Source organism: Streptococcus sp. 544, from assembly GCF_013277385.1.
GTDB classification, from domain to species: domain Bacteria; phylum Bacillota; class Bacilli; order Lactobacillales; family Streptococcaceae; genus Streptococcus; species Streptococcus mitis_BA.
This window is the reverse complement of record NZ_VMMU01000001.1, coordinates 46756-65452: the sequence shown is the minus strand read 5'-3', so window position 1 is coordinate 65452 and position 18697 is coordinate 46756. Positions and strand designations below refer to the sequence as shown.

Sequence of the window (18697 nt, the reverse complement as noted above, 5' to 3'; positions counted from 1 at the left end):
TTAATTTTAATAAAGGAGAAAAGATGGTTTTAGAAAAGCAGTTGGGCAATGGTTGTACCTGGATAGACCTTGATGTGGATAAGATTAAAAATATGGAAGATCTTTCTGACATCTATGGATTGGACAAGGAAACCATTGAGTATGCTCTGGATAGAAATGAACGAGCTCATATGGATTATAACCGTGAAACGGAGACGGTAACCTTTATTTATAATGTTCTTGATTTAGAAAAAGACAAAGAATATTATGAAGCGATTCCGATGACCTTTATCGTTGAAAAACAACGAATGATTACCATCAGCAACCATAAGAATGCTTATGTCATTGATCAGATGTCAGCTTATCTGGATAGCCATGAGTCGCTTTCTATTTACAAGTTTCTCTTTTCTGGTTTAGAGATTATCAGTAACGCTTATTATCCTGTCATTGAAGAGATGGATAAAAGTAAGGACGAAATTAGTGCCTTGCTACGTCAAACTACAACAAAGAAAAATCTCTTCGCCCTCTCTGACTTGGAGACTGGTATGGTTTACTTGACAGCAGCAGCAAAACAAAATCGACTCCTCTTGGAACATATCCAGGGCCATGCTCTTTATCGGAGATTTAATGATGTCGAACGAGAGCAGTTTGATGATGCCATGATTGAAGCCCATCAGTTGGTGTCTATGACAGACTTGATTTCTCAAGTCTTGCAACAACTCTCAGCTTCTTACAACAACATCCTAAACAATAACTTGAATGATAGTTTGTCAATTTTGACTATTATCTCCGTCTTACTAGCAGTACTTGCGGTTATTACAGGTTTCTTCGGAATGAATGTTCCTCTACCATTTACAGAAGAGCCAAATGCTTGGATTTATATCTTAATGGCTAGCTTGATTTTATGGGCAGCCTTATCTCAATGGATGAAGAAAATTACTAGAAAATAAAAGAGAAGGAGCCAGAATGGCGATTGAAAATTACATGCCAGATTTTGCTGTGGAAGCAGTTTATGATCTGACAGTCCCAAGCCTGCAGGCGCAGGGAATCAAGGCTGTTTTGGTCGATTTGGACAATACTCTCATTGCTTGGAACAATCCTGATGGTACGCCAGAGATGAAACAATGGCTACATGACCTTCGGGACGTGGGTATTCGCATCATTGTGGTATCAAATAACACCAAAAAACGGGTCCAACGTGCAGTTGAGAAGTTTGGGATTGATTACGTTTATTGGGCTCTGAAGCCCTTCACATTTGGAATTGACCGTGCCATGAAGGAATTCCACTATGAGAAAAGTGAAGTGGTCATGGTTGGCGACCAGCTCATGACAGATATACGAGCAGCTCACCGTGCTGGCATTCGCTCGATTTTAGTCAAACCCTTGGTCCAACATGACTCGATTAAAACGCAGATTAACCGAGCTCGTGAGCGTCGTGTCATGCGAAAAATCACTGAAAAGTACGGACCGATTACATATAAAAAAGGAATTTAACTATGGAAGAAATTCTCTGTATTGGTTGTGGAGCAACCATTCAGACGACAGACAAGTCTGGTCTTGGTTTTACCCCCCAGTCGGCACTTGAAAAAGGTTTGGAGATTGGCGAAGTCTATTGCCAACGCTGTTTCCGTCTCCGTCATTACAATGAAATCACGGATGTCCAGTTGACAGACGATGATTTCCTCAAGCTCTTGCACGAGGTGGGAGACAGCGATGCCTTAGTGGTCAATGTCATTGATATCTTTGATTTTAATGGCTCTGTCATCCCAGGCTTGCCACGCTTTGTATCGGGCAATGATGTCCTCTTGGTGGGAAATAAAAAAGATATCTTGCCCAAGTCTGTTAAACCAGGCAAGATTAGCCAGTGGCTCATGGAACGTGCCCACGAAGAAGGTCTTCGTCCAGTCGATGTCGTCCTAACTTCAGCCCAAAACAAACATGCCATTAAGGAAGTCATTGACAAGATTGAACACTACCGTAAGGGCCGCGATGTCTATGTGGTCGGTGTGACAAACGTTGGAAAATCAACTCTAATCAATGCCATCATCCAAGAAATCACGGGTAACCAGAATGTCATCACGACTTCACGCTTCCCAGGGACAACCTTGGACAAGATTGAGATTCCTCTTGACGACGGATCTTATATCTACGATACGCCGGGAATCATCCACCGTCACCAGATGGCCCACTACTTGACGGCTAAAAACCTCAAGTATGTCAGCCCTAAAAAGGAAATCAAACCTAAAACCTATCAGCTCAATCCTGAACAAACCCTATTTCTAGGTGGTCTCGGACGATTTGATTTCATTGCGGGAGAAAAGCAAGGTTTCACAGCCTTCTTTGACAATGAATTAAAACTCCATCGTACCAAGTTAGAAGGTGCTAGTGCCTTTTACGATAAGCACGTCGGAAGCCTTTTGACACCACCAAATAGCAAGGAAAAAGAAGATTTTCCAAAATTGGTCCAACATGTCTTTAATATCAAGGAAAAGACAGACCTAGTCATCTCAGGCCTAGGCTGGATCCGCGTAACAGGCACCGCCAAAGTCGCCGTCTGGGCACCAGAAGGCGTTGCCGTCGTCACACGAAAAGCAATAATTTAAAACAAAATCACTGAGCGAACAAAGTGAGCTCATAAAAAGATAGTTATTGCCGTGGTGTTTTGCCAATCTGTAGATTGGCAAGGGGCATAATTGAGACCAAGGCTCAATTGTGAGGTCAGGAAATCCATTTTTCAAAGATGAGATCTTTGGAAAATTAGTTCCGACCGTCCCTCACCACCTAAAATAACTATCAAAAAACAAGGAAGAAAATTATGTCATTAACATCAAAACAACGTGCCTTCCTCAACAGTCAGGCACACACCCTCAAACCCATCATCCAAATCGGGAAAAATGGACTCAACGACCAAATCAAAACCAGCGTCCGTCAGGCTCTTGATGCCCGTGAATTGATCAAGGTTACTCTTTTGCAAAACACCGATGAAAATATCCACGAAGTAGCTGAAATTTTGGAAGAAGAAATCGGTGTGGATACAGTCCAAAAAATCGGACGCATCTTGATTTTGTTTAAACAATCCAGCAAGAAAGAGAATCGCAAGATTTCTAAAAAAGTCAAAGAAATTTGACCCCCATACTCCAAACAACTGTTTTTTACAGAGAAATAAAGGAGACTAGCCTATGGCAATCGAATTATTGACTCCCTTTACTAAGATAGAGTTGGAGCCAGAAATCAAGGAGAAAAAACGCAAACAAGTTGGGATTTTAGGGGGGAATTTTAACCCTGTTCACAATGCCCATCTTATTGTTGCGGATCAAGTACGCCAGCAGTTGGGATTGGACCAGGTTCTGCTCATGCCTGAATACCAACCTCCTCATGTAGATAAAAAGGAAACCATCCCTGAACACCATCGTCTCAAGATGCTTGAGTTGGCGATTGAGGGGATTGAAGGACTAGCCATTGAAACCATTGAGTTGGAGCGCAAGGGCATTTCTTACACCTACGACACCATGAAGCTTCTAACTGAGAAGAATCCAGATACAGATTATTATTTTATCATCGGTGCCGACATGGTGGACTATCTGCCCAAGTGGTACCGAATTGATGAACTGGTAGATATGGTTCAGTTTGTGGGAGTTCAGCGCCCACGCTACAAGGCAGGGACTTCCTATCCAGTTATCTGGGTGGATGTACCTCTCATGGATATCTCATCCAGCATGGTGCGTGACTTCCTTGCCCAAGGACGGAAACCCAACTTTCTCCTACCTCAGCCAGTGCTAGACTATATCGAGAAGGAGGGGCTTTACTGATGGCCTATCAAGACCATATCAACTGCTCTCGTGAGGCTTTGTTGGAAAAAATGGCAGAGCTTCTACCTGAGAAACGTCTAACCCATTGTCTAGGTGTGGAGCGTGCCGCTATGGAATTAGCTCAGCGATTTGGAGTCGATACCGAGAAAGCAGGTCTAGCAGGCCTTCTTCATGACTATGCTAAGAAGTTGTCAGATCAGGAATTTCTGGATTTGATTGACCGTTATCAGCTAGACCCTGACCTCAAAAACTGGGGCAATAATGTCTGGCATGGTATGGTCGGAATTTACAAGATTCAAGAAGACTTGGATTTGCATGATTCTGAAATCCTGCGAGCCATTGAAATCCATACAGTTGGGGCTGGTCAGATGACAGATCTTGATAAGGTCATCTACGTCGCAGACTATATCGAGCACAATCGAGCCTTTCCTGGAGTAAATGTGGCGCGTGAGATTGCAAGTCTATCGCTTGATAAGGCAGTGGCCTATGAAACATCTCGTACCGTAGAGCATCTAGCTCATCAGGGATTCCCCATCTATCCCCAAACTCTTGAAACCTATAACGCCTTTGTGTACTATTTGAAAGAGGACTAAATGAACGAAAAAGAATTACTAGAACTAGTCGTGAAAGCGGCTGATGAGAAACGTGCGGAGGATATCCTCGCACTTGATGTACAAGATTTGACTAGCGTGACGGATTACTTTGTTATTACTAGTTCAATGAATAGCCGTCAGTTGGATGCTATCGCTGACAATATCCGTGAAAAAGTAGCGGAAGCTGGTTTTAAAGGCAGCCATATCGAAGGCGATGCAGCTGGGGGATGGGTCTTGCTAGACCTCGGTGCTGTCGTTGTGCATATCTTCTCAGAAGAAATGCGTGCCCACTATAACCTAGAAAAACTATGGCATGAGGCAAATTCAGTAGATATTTCAGAAGCTCTTGCTTAGAAGATGAACTTAGTTGTAGTCAACTGGGTTTCTTTGCTTATTTTAGAAAATTGGATAGAAAGGTGAGGGCGAGTGGTGTTTGCCATGTAGGCTCTTGGTATCATGATTATGGCAACTTATGAAACTTTTGCGGCGGTCTATGATGCGGTCATGGATGACAGTTTATACGACAAATGGACTGATTTTTCGCTGCGTCATTTGCCAAAAACTAAGGAGAGAAAGAAACTCTTGGAATTGGCTTGTGGAACAGGTATCCAGTCTGTTCGCTTTTCTCAAGCTGGTTTTGATGTGACTGGGCTTGATTTGAGTGCGGATATGTTGAAGATTGCTGAGAAGAGAGCTTCTTCAGCCAAACAAAAGATTGATTTTATGGAAGGCAATATGCTGGATTTGTCTAAGGCAGGTCAATACGACTTTGTCACGTGTTACTCAGACTCAATCTGCTACATGCAGGATGAGGTGGAAGTAGGGGACGTCTTTAAGGAAGTGTATAATGCCCTCAACGAAGACGGAGTTTTCATCTTTGATGTGCATTCGACTTACCAGACGGATGAGGTTTTTCCAGGCTATTCCTACCATGAAAATGCGGAAGATTTCGCTATGCTTTGGGACACCTATGAGGACGCGGCGCCTCACTCCATCGTGCATGAGCTGACTTTCTTTGTCAAGGAGGCTGACGGCTCCTTTAGTCGTCACGATGAGGTGCATGAGGAGCGGACCTATGAAGTCTTGACCTATGATATTTTGCTGGAACAGGCTGGATTTAAGTCTTTCAAACTCTATGCAGACTTTGAGGACAAGGAGCCGACAGAGACAAGTACCCGTTGGTTTTTTGTCGCGCAGAAGTAGGAGATCACTATGACCATCACAGGTATTATCGCGGAGTTTAATCCTTTTCATAATGGGCATAAATACCTGCTGGATCAGGCTGAGGGACTGAAAATCGTAGCCATGTCTGGAAATTTCATGCAACGTGGAGAGCCTGCTATCGTTGACAAGTGGACACGGGCCCAGATGGCACTGGAAAATGGAGCGGATCTGGTAGTGGAATTGCCCTTTTTAGTCAGTGTTCAGGCAGCAGATTTCTTTGGTCAAGGAGCTGTGGATATCTTAGCTCAGTTAGGGATTGATAACTTAGCCTTTGGGACGGAGGAAGTTCTAGATTACCAGAAAATCGCTGACTTATACACAGAGAAAGGTGCTGAGATGGAGAAATTTGTGGAAAATCTGTCTGATTCTCTCTCTTATCCCCAGAAAACCCAAGCCATGTGGAAGGAATTTGCTGGTCTTGATTTTTCTGGCAATACGCCCAATCATGTTCTTGCTCTTGCTTATGCCAAGGCAGTTGCAGGACGAAATATCAAGATGCATCCGATTCAGCGTCAGGGGGCTGGTTACCATTCTGTGGATAAATATGTGGACTTTGCCTCGGCGACAGCCCTGCGTCAGCACCAGAAGGACCAAGATTTTTTAGAACGCTTTATGCCTTCTATTGTCCTATTTGAGCAGGCTAGTAAGGTGAGCTGGGAAGACTATTTTCCTCTGCTCCGCTATCAAATCTTGTCAAATCCAGACCTAACCACCATCTATCAGGTCAATCAAGAAATGGCTGTGCGCATCAAGGAAGCTATCAAAAAAGCTCAGTCTGTTGACGAATTGGTCGAGGCGGTTGCCACCAAACGTTACACCAAGGCGCGTGTCAGACGGCTCTTGACCTATATCTTGGTGCAGGCTAAAGAAAGTGACTTACCAGAATCCATTCATGTCCTTGGATTTACTGAAAAAGGCAGGAAACATCTCAAGTCTTTGAAAGGTCAGGTCAATCTAGTCAGTCGAATTGGCAAAGAGCCTTGGGATACTATGACCCAAAAGGCAGACCAGATTTACCAACTGGGAAATCCAAGTATATCAGAGCAGAATTTTGGAAGAGTGCCGATTAGAATAGAAACAAACTAAGTCTACTGAAAGGTGGACTTTTTGAGATTTTTTACGAATAAATAGATAGAAAAAGAAAATCTTGTACAAGTTCCTGACAATTTCTTTCTTTTTGTGTATAATAGTGGAAAAGAGGTAAAACGAGGTATGATTATGGAAGCAGTTCTTTACTCAACGTTCCGAAATCATTTAAAAGACTACATGAAGAAGGTAAACGATGAATTTGAGCCTTTGACGGTGGTTAATAAAAATCCAGATGAGGACATTGTAGTTCTTTCAAAGAGCGAATGGGACAGTATTCAGGAAACACTGAGAATCGCTCAAAATAAGGAACTTTCTGATAAGGTTTTGCGAGGAATGGCTCAAGTTCGTGCTGGAAGCACTCAAGTCCATGTTATTGAGGAGTGAGGAATGCTGCTCAAGTTTACAGAAGATGCGTGGGCAGATTATTGCTACTGGCAAACTCAGGATAAGAAAACACTAAAAAGAATCAATAAACTAATCAAGGATATTCAACGTGATCCATTTACAGGAATAGGAAAACCAGAGCCGCTCAAATATGAGTACCAAGGAGCCTGGTCACGGCGTATTGATGCAGAAAATCGCTTGATTTATATGATGGATGGAGATAGCGTGGCTTTCTTGTCCTTTAAAGATCATTACTAAGTCTACTGAAAAGTAGGCTTTTTCTCAAATCTCTACTAAACAACTATTTCTAAACAACAATTTTATTTTTGTAAATGCATTCCAAATTCCATTCCAAATTCCCCAAAACATATTCTATTTTAGGTTTGTGAAAATCACTTTTTTATGGTAGAATGTAAAAGAATGTATGTCATTCGGAATAACAATAAAATGAGGTAAAAACATGGAAATCATGTCGCTTGCGATTGCTGTTTTTGCCGTCATCATTGGTTTAGTCATTGGATATGTCAGCATCTCAGCCAAGATGAAATCATCTCAGGAAGCTGCGGAGTTGATGCTTTTAAATGCTGAACAAGAAGCAACTAATTTACGTGGACAAGCTGAGCGTGAAGCAGATTTACTTGTTAATGAAGCCAAACGTGAAAGCAAGTCTCTTAAAAAAGAAGCACTATTGGAGGCCAAAGAAGAAGCCAGAAAATACCGTGAAGAAGTGGACGCTGAATTTAAATCAGAACGTCAAGAACTCAAACAAATCGAAAGTCGTTTGACCGAGAGAGCTACTAGCCTTGACCGTAAAGACGACAATTTGACGAGTAAAGAACAAACACTTGAACAAAAAGAACAAAGTATTTCTGATAGAGCGAAAAACCTTGATGCGCGTGAAGAGCAATTAGAGGAAGTCGAAAGACAAAAAGAAGCAGAACTAGAGCGTATTGGTGCTCTGTCTCAGGCAGAAGCACGAGATATTATCTTGGCACAGACAGAAGAAAACTTGACTAAGGAGATTGCCAGCCGCATTCGTGAAGCTGAGCAAGAGGTCAAAGAACGTTCTGACAAAATGGCCAAGGACATCCTGGTTCAAGCTATGCAACGTATCGCTGGTGAATATGTAGCGGAGTCAACAAACTCAACGGTTCATCTGCCAGATGATACTATGAAGGGACGCATTATTGGTCGTGAAGGTCGTAACATTCGTACCTTTGAAAGTTTGACAGGGGTCGATGTCATTATCGACGATACACCAGAAGTGGTGACCTTGTCAGGATTTGACCCGATTCGTCGTGAGATTGCCCGTATGACTATGGAAATGTTGCTCAAGGATGGTCGTATCCACCCAGCTCGTATCGAAGAGTTGGTTGAGAAAAACCGTCAAGAGATTGACAATAAGATCCGTGAATACGGTGAGGCAGCAGCCTATGAGATTGGTGCGCCAAACCTTCATCCTGACTTGATGAAAATCATGGGTCGCTTGCAGTTCCGTACTTCATATGGACAAAATGTCTTACGTCATTCGATTGAGGTTGCTAAGTTGGCTGGTATCATGGCGAGCGAACTTGGTGAAAATGCGGCTCTTGCCCGTCGTGCTGGATTCCTTCATGACATCGGAAAAGCCATTGACCGCGAGGTTGAAGGAAGCCACGTTGAAATCGGTATGGAATTGGCACGTAAGTACAAGGAACATCCAGTTGTGGTCAATACGATTGCTAGTCACCACGGCGATGTCGAAGCCGAAAGTGTCATTGCAGTGATTGTCGCTGCAGCAGATGCCTTGAGCGCAGCTCGTCCAGGTGCTCGTAGTGAGTCTCTTGAAAGCTACATCAAGCGTCTCCATGATTTGGAAGAAATTGCTAACGGCTTTGAAGGGGTACAAAATAGCTTTGCCCTTCAAGCAGGACGTGAAATCCGCATCATGGTCAATCCAGGACAAATCAAGGACGACAAAGTCACAATCTTGGCTCACAAAGTTCGTGAGAAAATTGAAAACAATCTCGATTACCCAGGAAATATCAAGGTAACCGTGATTCGCGAGCTTCGTGCAGTAGATTATGCTAAATAAATAAAAAACTGAGGTCAGTGCAATCTGACTTCAGTTTTTTTGAATAAATTATTTGAAAATAATTCGTTATATTATCGAGGTGAAATCTCAATTGGGGATATATAGATTAAATCTTGAGTAGAGTTATAATTTCCGATTTTTGCTTTTATATGTATATTCTGCCCTATCTTAATATCGTCACCATTAAATGAATTAAATATAGGGTTTGATATTATAGTAATTTGAGGAATTTTGAAATTAGGACCTGAAGCTTCATCAGGATGATAATCTCCAGAATGTATGAGAACATCATACTTTGATTTTAATTTGGATAGATAGGCAATATTTCCATCGAATTCAATAGTTTGATTTTTATGTTTTTTAACAAAATCTATTATTGTGTTTGAATCTTCAGTCTGCAATAGTGCTTTAAATTCCTCATTATTTTCAGTCGTGATTACAGCTGATTGAGCTGGACTTGTTGATGAGTATTCGGTAGAACTTGATGAGGTACTAGTTGAACTAGAGGAAATAGATGTAGAACTTTGTGATGTAGATGATGCCTCATTTGTTTTTTCGACGGATTTTTCCACAATGGAACTAGTTTCTGTAGATGTAGAAGTAGGAACAGAAGTTGACTTATCTGAGTTTCCTCCAAATAGAACCAACAGAAGAATAATAAATATTACAGCAACACCAATTAAATATGGAATTAGTTTTTTTACCTTTAATTCCAGTGGGCTTAATGGTGTAATTTCAACCTCAGCTTCTTTTTCAAAAAAACCAAATACTCCAGCATTTCCTTCTTCAATAATATTGATTTTAACCTCATTTTTTTTGAGATTGAGTTCATACAAGCCATTTTCAATAGCTTCATCGATATTTTTTCCTTTATAAATTGGCATAAATCTCTCCTTTTATATTAGTAGTTTCATTATCTCTTAAATGGAATAAAAAGGCAAGTCTTTTTTAAGGGGGCTACCTTGTATAAATCATAGATTATGCTAAATAAATAAGAAAGAGCAGTTGAAAAATTACTGCTTTTTTGTTACACTAGATAGAAAGACTGTAAAGGATAATCTGGCTTTTGCCATTATTCTAGAGAAATGTTATTTCACAGACTGACTAAAAGGAGACACAATGGCAGACCGAGGCTTACTAATCGTTTTTTCTGGTCCTTCAGGGGTTGGAAAAGGAACGGTTAGAAGAGAGATTTTTGAGAGTTCTGAAAACCAATTTCAATACTCTGTATCGATGACGACACGTGCACAACGTCCTGGAGAAGTGGACGGTGTTGACTATTTCTTCCGTACTCGTGAAGAGTTTGAAGAGCTGATTCGTCAAGGACAGATGTTGGAATACGCAGAATACGTCGGCAACTACTATGGAACTCCTCTGACCTATGTCAATGAAACCTTGGACAAGGGAATTGATGTTTTCCTTGAAATTGAAGTTCAGGGTGCTCTTCAGGTCAAGAAAAAGGTTCCAGATGCTGTCTTTATCTTCCTGACACCACCAGATTTGGATGAATTGCAAGATCGTTTGGTAGGACGTGGAACAGACAGCGCAGAAGTGATTGCCCAACGAATCGAAAAAGCCAAGGAAGAAATTGCGCTTATGCGTGAGTATGATTATGCGATTGTCAACGATCAGGTGCCCCTAGCTGCTGAGCGTGTCAAACGTGTGATCGAAGCAGAGCACTTCCGTGTGGATCGTGTTATTGGTCACTATCAGGAGATGTTACCAAAATCTCCAACTACCCGATAAAATTTAGAAAATAGGTACAAGCAAATGATGTTAAAACCCTCTATTGATACCTTGCTTGACAAGGTTCCATCAAAATATTCACTCGTAATCTTGGAAGCAAAACGTGCCCACGAATTGGAAGCAGGTGCGCCAGCAACTCAAGGTTTCAAATCTGAAAAATCAACTCTTCGCGCTTTAGAAGAAATCGAATCAGGAAACGTTACAATTCACCCAGATCCAGAAGGAAAACGTGAAGCTGTGCGTCGCCGTATCGAAGAAGAAAAACGCCGCAAAGAAGAAGAAGAAAAGAAAATCAAAGAGCAAATCGCTAAAGAAAAAGAAGATGGTGAAAAAATTTAAGGTTGGGGGGACTCAATCTTATTTTTTCTATTGCAAGAATGTACTGACAAGGAGGAGGTGAGAAGATGGCTATAGCCAAGATTATCGTAGATGTGCCCTTGATGCAGACGGACCAGCCCTATAGTTACAGGATTCCTGAGGAATTTGAGGGAATGCTGGAAGTTGGGATGCGGGTTCATGTGCCTTTTGGTAAGGGCAATCGCCTGATTCAAGGGATTGTGCTTGGTTTGGAATCCCAATCAGATGAAGAAGAGATTGAGCAAGATTTAAAAGATATTGCCGAGGTACTGGATTTTTCTCCTGTTCTCACGCAAGAACAACTCTGGTTAGCTGAAGAGCTACGTAAATCTGTCTTCTCCTACAAAATCTCTATTCTCAAGGCTATGTTACCGGGATTTCTGAACTCTAGCTATGACAAAATTCTCTATCCTCTGGTAGGTCTGAGTCAGGAAGACCGAGAGCGCTTGTTTGGTTCAGAAGATTCGCTAGCCTTTTCTTCTCTGGATTTAGCTAAGCAAGCTGAAATGATGCGTTTGACTAGAAAAGGCCTGCTTGGTTTGGAATATCAGGCGGTCGATCAAAAGAAGGTCAAGACCCAGTCTTGGTATGAGGTAGACCTTGCTCAATTAGAAGGTGTAGAGATTTCTGCACGTGCCAAGAAAAAGTTGGAATTGAGAGACTATTTGCTGTCTTATCCTGAGAGTGCTTCCTTGGCTAGTTTGTTAGAGTCCTACTCGCGGGAGCAAGTTAACTTCTTTGTGGAACAAGGTGCTGTGACCATAGTTCAAAAGGAAGTTCAACGCTCGGCTGCTTATTTTGAAGGCATTGAGGCAAGTCAGCCTTTGGAGTTGAATCCAGAGCAAAGACAGGCGCGTGATGCGGTTGTGGGTGCGATTGGCAGTCATCAGCCTCCCTTCCTCCTTCAAGGGATTACAGGAAGTGGGAAGACCGAGGTTTACTTACAAATAATCCAAGGAGCCTTGGACAAGGGTAAGACAGCTATTTTGCTAGTGCCTGAGATTTCCTTGACTCCACAGATGACGGAGCGTTTTATTGCTCGTTTTGGGGACAAGGTGGCCATTCTTCACTCAGGCTTGTCCAATGGTGAAAAGTATGATGAATGGCGCAAGGTGGAACGCGGCGATGCCCAAGTTGTGGTTGGTGCCAGATCGGCCATCTTTGCTCCGCTGAAAAATCTGGGTGTCATGATTATTGATGAAGAGCATGAAGCGGCTTATAAGCAGGACAGCAATCCCCGATACCACGCCCGGGATGTAGCTATTTTGAGGGCCCAGTACAATCAAGCAGCTCTGGTACTTGGTTCAGCAACTCCTAGTCTGGAAAGCCGGGCGCGTGCTGGCAAAGGCGTCTATCAACACTTACGTCTGACCCAACGGGCCAATCCTTTGGCTAGGATTCCTGAGGTTCAAGTGATTGATTTTCGGGACTATATCGGACAAAATGAGACGTCAAACTTTACGCCACCTTTGCTAGAAGCCATTCAAGACCGTCTGTCTAAAAAAGAGCAGGTAGTTCTTATGCTCAATCGTCGTGGCTATTCTAGCTTTGTCATGTGTCGGGAGTGTGGAACCGTTGATACTTGTCCCAACTGTGACATTTCTCTCACTCTGCACATGGATACTAAGACCATGAACTGCCATTATTGTGGTTTTTCTAAGGACATTCCTCAGGTCTGTCCTAACTGTAAGAGTCGCAGTATTCGTTACTATGGGACAGGGACACAGAAGGCTTATGACGAGCTGGCAGAACTCTTTCCCCAGGCACGCATTCTGCGCATGGATGTGGATACGACTCGTAAGAAAGGTAGTCACCAAGCTCTACTTGACCAGTTTGGGCGAGGGGAAGCAGATATTTTACTGGGTACTCAGATGATTGCCAAGGGATTGGATTTTCCCAATGTGACCTTAGTCGGAGTGCTCAATGCGGATACGGCCTTAAATCTACCAGATTTCCGTTCTTCTGAGAGAACCTTCCAGCTTTTGACTCAGGTGGCAGGTCGGGCAGGACGTGCTGAAAAAGCTGGTCAGGTATTGATTCAGTCTTACAATCCTCAGCACTACGCTATTCGATTTGCTAAGGATCAGGACTACGAAGGCTTTTATGCCTATGAAATGGGAATCAGACGACAACTTGGTTATCCGCCTTACTATTTCACCATTGGCATTACCCTTTCTCATAAGAAAGAAGAAGAGGTGGTCAAACGTGCCTATGAAGTGATGAACATTTTGCGGTCAGGTTTGTCTGAAACCAGTAACATTCTTGGACCGACGCCCAAACCCATCGCCCGTACTCACAACCTCTATCATTACCAGATTTTAATTAAATACCGTTTAGAAGATGAGCTGGGACCAACCCTCAACCAGGTCTTGGCCTTGACTCAAGAACGGGAAAATAGTGAGCTCCGTCTCAGCATTGACCATGAGCCACAGCAATTTTTATAAGAAGGAGAAGATATGACAAAACTAATCTTTATGGGGACACCCGACTTTTCAGCAACAGTCTTAAAAGGACTTTTGACAGATGACCGTTACGAAATTCTAGCCGTTGTGACCCAGCCAGACCGTGCTGTTGGTCGTAAAAAAGTGATTCAGGAAACCCCAGTTAAACAAGCTGCCAAAGAGGCAGGACTTCCAATCTACCAACCTGAAAAATTATCTGGAAGTCCAGAGATGGCAGATCTTATGAAGCTAGGAGCAGATGGAATTGTGACCGCTGCTTTTGGGCAGTTTCTTCCAAGTAAACTCCTTGATAGCATGGATTTTGCGGTCAATGTTCACGCCTCCCTCCTTCCTAAACACCGTGGTGGTGCGCCTATCCATTATGCCTTGATTCAAGGGGATGAGGAAGCTGGTGTGACCATTATGGAAATGGTTAAGGAAATGGATGCAGGAGATATGATTTCTCGTCGGAGTATTCCTATAACGGATGAGGACAATGTCGGCACCTTGTTTGAGAAATTGGCGCTAGTTGGTCGTGATTTGCTTTTGGATACTTTGCCGGCCTATATTGCTGGGGAAATCCAACCTGAACCGCAGAATCCAAGTCAGGTTACTTTCTCGCCAAACATCAAGCCAGAGGAAGAAAAATTGGACTGGAATAAAAGCAATCGTCAACTTTTTAACCAGATCCGTGGGATGAACCCCTGGCCTGTTGCCCATACTTTCCTTAAGGGCGACCGCTTTAAGATTTATGAAGCTCTAGCAGTAGAAGGTCAGGGAAATCCAGGAGAAATCCTCTCTATCGGCAAGAAAGAATTGATTGTCGCAACGGCAGAAGGAGCTTTGTCTCTCAAACAAGTGCAGCCAGCTGGTAAACCTAAGATGGACATTGCTTCCTTCCTCAACGGAGTTGGACGTACATTGACTGTAGGAGAACGATTTGGTGACTAAAGTAGAAACGGCTAGAAGTTTAGCCCTAGCGGTATTAGAAGATGTCTTTATCAATCAAGCATACTCAAATATCGCCTTAAATAAGTATCTCAAGGGGAGTCAACTTTCGGCAGCAGACAAGGGCTTGGTGACCGAGCTGGTCTATGGAACGGTAGCCAGTAAACTTACCTTAGAATGGTACCTATCCCACTTTATCGAAGACAGAGACCAGTTAGACAGTTGGCTTTATGTCCTTCTTCTCATGAGTGCCTACCAGCTTCGCTATTTGGATAAGATTCCAGACCATGCTGTGGTCAATGAAGCAGTAGAATTGGCCAAAGTCCGTAAAAAAGGCAGTGAAAAATTGGTCAATGCCCTCCTTCGTCGTATTCTGCGTGAAGGCTGGCCAGATATTGCCAGCATCAAACGAAAAAACAAGCGTGATTCCATTGCCTATTCTCTCCCGGTTTGGCTAGTTGCCAAGCTCAAGGAAGAATACGGTGAAGAGCGAGCAAACGCCATCTTTGAAAGTCTCTTGGTGCGAAACAAGGCCAGTATTCGTGTAACAGACCTAAGTCGAAAAGAGGAAATCCAAGCCTTGTTGGAGGCGAATAATTCCCTTTTAGCAACCACTGGTCTGGTTAAGGAGCAAGGGCATTTTGCAGGCCATGATTTGTTTGCGGATGGAGCCATTACCATCCAAGACGAATCCAGTCAGCTTGTTGCTCCGACGCTTGATTTACAAGGTGATGAACGAGTGCTTGATGCCTGTGCGGCTCCAGGTGGGAAAACAGCCCATATAGCCTCTTATCTCACGACAGGTCAGGTTACTGCTCTGGACTTGTACGACCACAAGTTGGACTTAATTCAAGAAAATGCCCAACGTCTGGGAGTTGCAGATCGGGTTCAAACGCAAAAATTAGATGCCAGAAAGGTGCATGAGTTTTTTGGTCAGGATTCATTTGATAAGATTTTAGTGGATGCTCCCTGTTCAGGAATCGGTCTTTTGCGCCGAAAACCAGATATCAAATACAATAAAGAAACAGCAGATTTCGCGTCCTTGCAGGAAATTCAGCTAGAAATATTAGGTAGTGTTTGTCAAACACTAGGCAAAGGTGGTATAATAACTTATAGTACCTGTACTATTGTCTCAGAGGAGAACTTTCAAGTCGTACAGGCATTTTTAGAAAGTCATCCTGAATTTGAGCAGGTAACACTAGAACATGAATGTAAGGATATCATGAAAGATGGCTGTATCCTCATCACACCTGAATTGTATGGAAGTGATGGATTCTTCATCAGTCAATTTCGTAAGATATCGGATTAGGAAGGAACTGACACATGGAAATTTCATTATTAACAGATGTTGGTCAGAAACGAACAAATAACCAAGACTATGTCAACCACTATGTCAATAGAGCTGGGCGTACCATGATTATTTTAGCTGATGGGATGGGAGGTCATCGCGCAGGGAATATCGCTAGTGAAATGGCGGTAACAGACCTAGGTATAGCTTGGGTTGATACCCAGATCGATACAGTCAATGAAGTGCGTGAATGGTTCGCCCATTACCTAGAAATTGAAAATCAAAAGATTCACCAGCTTGGTCAGGATGAAGTTTACAGAGGCATGGGAACTACTTTGGAAGTCCTTGCTATTATTGATAATCAGGCTATCTATGCTCATATTGGTGATTCGCGTATCGGCTTGATTCGTGGAGAAGAATACCACCAGTTAACAAGCGATCATTCCTTGGTCAATGAATTGCTCAAGGCTGGTCAATTGACACCAGAAGAGGCAGAAGCTCATCCGCAAAAAAATATTATCACCCAGTCTATTGGGCAAAAAGATGAAATTCAGCCTGATTTTGGGACAGTTATCCTTGAGTCAGGTGACTATCTCTTGCTCAATAGTGACGGCTTGACCAACATGATTTCAGGCAGTGAGATTCGTGATATTGTAACCAGTGATATTCCTTTAGCAGATAAAACGGAGACACTTGTTCGTTTTGCTAACAATGCAGGAGGTTTAGACAACATTACGGTTGCCCTTGTTTCTATTATGAACGAGGAGGATGCAGAATGATCCAAATCGGCAAGATTTTTGCCGGACGCTATCGGATTGTCAAACAGATTGGTCGAGGAGGCATGGCGGATGTCTACCTAGCCAAAGACTTAATCTTAGATGGGGAAGAAGTGGCAGTGAAGGTTCTGAGAACCAACTACCAGACAGACCCCATAGCTGTAGCTCGTTTTCAGCGTGAAGCGAGAGCTATGGCAGATTTAGACCATCCTCATATCGTTCGGATAACAGATATTGGCGAGGAAGACGGTCAACAGTACCTAGCTATGGAGTATGTGGCTGGACTTGACCTCAAACGCTATATCAAGGAACACTATCCTCTTTCTAATGAAGAAGCCGTCCGTATCATGGGACAAATCCTCCTAGCTATGCGTTTGGCCCATACCAGAGGAATTGTTCACCGGGACTTGAAACCTCAAAACATTCTTTTGACACCAGATGGGACTGTCAAGGTTACAGACTTTGGGATTGCAGTAGCCTTTGCTGAGACGAGTCTGACTCAGACTAACTCGATGCTGGGTTCAGTTCATTACTTGTCACCAGAGCAGGCGCGTGGTTCGAAGGCGACGGTACAAAGTGATATCTATGCAATGGGGATTATTTTCTATGAGATGCTGACAGGTCATATTCCTTATGACGGGGATAGTGCGGTGACCATCGCCCTCCAGCATTTCCAGAAACCACTGCCATCGGTTATAGCTGAAAATCCATCTGTGCCCCAGGCTTTGGAAAATGTTGTTATCAAGGCAACTGCTAAGAAATTGACAGATCGCTATAAATCAGTTGCTGAAATGTATGTGGATTTGTCTAGTAGTTTGTCTTATAATCGTCGTAATGAACCAAAGCTGGTCTTTGACGATGCGACTAAGGCGGACACCAAGACTCTACCAAAAGTATCCCAGAGCACCTTGACTTCGATTCCTAAGGTTCAAGCGCAGACAGAACACAAACCAATCAAAAAAACAAGCCAGGTTGTGACAGAGGAAACTTACCAACCACAAGCACCGAAAAAACGTAGATTTAAGATGCGTTACCTGATTTTTTTGGCCAGCATTGTGTTGGTGGCAGCTTCTCTTATTTGGATACTATCCAGAACTCCTGCAACCATTGCCATTCCAGATGTGGCAGGTAAGACAGTTGCGGAAGCCAAGGAAACCCTCAAGAAAGCCAATTTTGAGATTGGCGAGGAGAAGTCAGAGGCCAGTGAAAAGGTGGAAGAGGGGCGGATTATCCGTACAGATCCTGGCGCTGGAACTGGTCGAAAAGAAGGAACGAAAATCAATTTGGTTGTCTCATCAGGCAAGCAATCTTTCCAAATTAGTAATTATGTCGGCCGGAAATCCTCTGATGTCATAGCGGAATTAAAAGAGAAAAAAGTTCCAGATAATTTGATTAAAATTGAGGAAGAAGAGTCGAATGAGAGTGAGGCTGGAACGGTCATGAAGCAAAGTTTACCAGAAGGTACGACCTATGACTTGAGCAAGGCAACTCAAATCGTCTTGACAGTAGCTAAAAAAGCTACGACGATTCAATTAGGGAACTATATTGGACGGAACTCTACAGAAGTCATCTCGGAACTCAAGCAGAAGAAGGTTCCTGAGAATTTGATTAAGATAGAGGAAGAAGAGTCCAGCGAAAGCGAACCAGGAACGATTATGAAACAAAGTCCAGGTGCAGGTATCCCTTATGATTTGAGTAAACCTACTCAAATCGTCTTGACAGTAGCTAAAAAAGTTACAAGTGTTGCCATGCCGAGCTACATTGGTTCCAGCTTGGAGTTTACTAAGAATAATTTGATTCAAATTGTTGGGATTAAGGAAGCCAATATAGAAGTTGTAGAAGTGTCGACAGCTCCCGCTGGAACTGCTGAAGGTACAGTCGTTGAACAAAGTCCTAGAGCAGGTGAAAAGGTAGACCTCAATAAGACTAGAGTCAAGATTTCAATCTACAAACCTAAAACAAGTTCAGCTACTCCTTAAAATCAGATGG

20 protein-coding genes are annotated in these 18697 nt (G+C 42.9%); 19 read left to right on the top strand and 1 reads right to left on the bottom strand.

The annotated features are described in order from the left end of the window. Positions 1–23: 23 nt before the first annotated feature. The 12 genes from HT728_RS00310 (at position 24) to HT728_RS00255 (ending at position 9152) form a co-directional block, all read left to right on the top strand. Positions 24–929: a magnesium transporter CorA family protein gene (locus HT728_RS00310; RefSeq protein WP_112443856.1), complete on the top strand. Its 906-nt coding sequence runs from the start codon at positions 24–26 to the stop codon at positions 927–929. Positions 930–945: 16 nt separating this feature from the next. Then, positions 946–1473 (top strand): YqeG family HAD IIIA-type phosphatase, encoded by a 528-nt coding sequence (locus HT728_RS00305; protein ID WP_112443857.1) that lies wholly within the window; start codon positions 946–948, stop codon positions 1471–1473. Between the two features lie 2 nt (positions 1474–1475). Further along, entirely contained in the window at positions 1476–2582 is a 1107-nt protein-coding gene (gene yqeH / locus HT728_RS00300; RefSeq protein WP_112443858.1) for a ribosome biogenesis GTPase YqeH, read from the top strand. Positions 2583–2794: 212 nt separating this feature from the next. Then, on the top strand, positions 2795–3106 hold the full coding sequence (yhbY, locus tag HT728_RS00295) for a ribosome assembly RNA-binding protein YhbY (protein ID WP_000060169.1): 312 nt from the start codon (positions 2795–2797) through the stop codon (positions 3104–3106). Between the two features lie 52 nt (positions 3107–3158). Beyond that, positions 3159–3788, top strand: coding sequence for a nicotinate-nucleotide adenylyltransferase (locus tag HT728_RS00290; RefSeq protein WP_112443859.1), 630 nt, complete (start codon positions 3159–3161; stop codon positions 3786–3788). Beyond that, the gene (gene yqeK / locus HT728_RS00285) at positions 3788–4381 is read left to right on the top strand and encodes a bis(5'-nucleosyl)-tetraphosphatase (symmetrical) YqeK (RefSeq protein WP_173233174.1); all 594 of its coding nucleotides are present in this window, start codon (positions 3788–3790) and stop codon (positions 4379–4381) included. Before HT728_RS00290 ends, yqeK begins: the two co-directional genes overlap by 1 nt. Continuing rightward, entirely contained in the window at positions 4382–4735 is a 354-nt protein-coding gene (rsfS, locus tag HT728_RS00280; RefSeq protein ID WP_112443861.1) for a ribosome silencing factor, read from the top strand. Positions 4736–4843: 108 nt separating this feature from the next. Further along, complete coding sequence (locus HT728_RS00275) at positions 4844–5584, top strand: class I SAM-dependent methyltransferase (protein WP_306416186.1); 741 nt, start codon at positions 4844–4846, stop codon at positions 5582–5584. A gap of 9 nt (positions 5585–5593) precedes the next feature. Then, entirely contained in the window at positions 5594–6691 is a 1098-nt protein-coding gene (locus tag HT728_RS00270) for a nucleotidyltransferase (protein WP_173233172.1), read from the top strand. A gap of 132 nt (positions 6692–6823) precedes the next feature. Next, entirely contained in the window at positions 6824–7078 is a 255-nt protein-coding gene (locus HT728_RS00265; RefSeq protein WP_000388572.1) for a type II toxin-antitoxin system Phd/YefM family antitoxin, read from the top strand. Positions 7079–7081: 3 nt separating this feature from the next. Then, positions 7082–7336, top strand: coding sequence for a Txe/YoeB family addiction module toxin (locus HT728_RS00260; RefSeq protein ID WP_173233170.1), 255 nt, complete (start codon positions 7082–7084; stop codon positions 7334–7336). Positions 7337–7538: 202 nt separating this feature from the next. Further along, positions 7539–9152, top strand: coding sequence for a ribonuclease Y (locus HT728_RS00255; protein WP_000404934.1), 1614 nt, complete (start codon positions 7539–7541; stop codon positions 9150–9152). Positions 9153–9223: 71 nt separating this feature from the next. On the opposite strand, the gene HT728_RS00250 is transcribed toward HT728_RS00255, so the two are convergent. After that, positions 9224–10036, bottom strand: coding sequence for a DUF4839 domain-containing protein (locus tag HT728_RS00250; protein WP_173233167.1), 813 nt, complete (start codon positions 10034–10036; stop codon positions 9224–9226). A gap of 235 nt (positions 10037–10271) precedes the next feature. On the opposite strand from HT728_RS00250, the gene gmk reads away from it, so the two are divergent. From gmk to stkP, 7 genes are all read left to right on the top strand, one after another. Then, positions 10272–10898, top strand: a complete 627-nt coding sequence (gmk, locus tag HT728_RS00245; RefSeq protein ID WP_000775041.1) for a guanylate kinase — start codon at positions 10272–10274, stop codon at positions 10896–10898. Positions 10899–10922: 24 nt separating this feature from the next. Then, positions 10923–11237, top strand: coding sequence for a DNA-directed RNA polymerase subunit omega (gene rpoZ, locus HT728_RS00240; RefSeq protein WP_000979235.1), 315 nt, complete (start codon positions 10923–10925; stop codon positions 11235–11237). A 65-nt stretch (positions 11238–11302) separates the two neighbouring features. Further along, positions 11303–13699, top strand: a complete 2397-nt coding sequence (locus HT728_RS00235; RefSeq protein ID WP_166731950.1) for a primosomal protein N' — start codon at positions 11303–11305, stop codon at positions 13697–13699. A 12-nt stretch (positions 13700–13711) separates the two neighbouring features. Continuing rightward, the gene (gene fmt / locus HT728_RS00230; protein ID WP_166731951.1) at positions 13712–14647 is read left to right on the top strand and encodes a methionyl-tRNA formyltransferase; all 936 of its coding nucleotides are present in this window, start codon (positions 13712–13714) and stop codon (positions 14645–14647) included. Further along, positions 14640–15953, top strand: a complete 1314-nt coding sequence (gene rsmB, locus HT728_RS00225) for a 16S rRNA (cytosine(967)-C(5))-methyltransferase RsmB (protein WP_166731952.1) — start codon at positions 14640–14642, stop codon at positions 15951–15953. Before fmt ends, rsmB begins: the two co-directional genes overlap by 8 nt. Positions 15954–15967: 14 nt before the next feature. After that, positions 15968–16711, top strand: a complete 744-nt coding sequence (locus HT728_RS00220; RefSeq protein WP_166732303.1) for a Stp1/IreP family PP2C-type Ser/Thr phosphatase — start codon at positions 15968–15970, stop codon at positions 16709–16711. After that, entirely contained in the window at positions 16708–18687 is a 1980-nt protein-coding gene (stkP, locus tag HT728_RS00215) for a serine/threonine-protein kinase StkP (protein WP_173233165.1), read from the top strand. The genes HT728_RS00220 and stkP overlap by 4 nt, the downstream gene beginning before the upstream one ends. Positions 18688–18697: the final 10 nt, after the last annotated feature.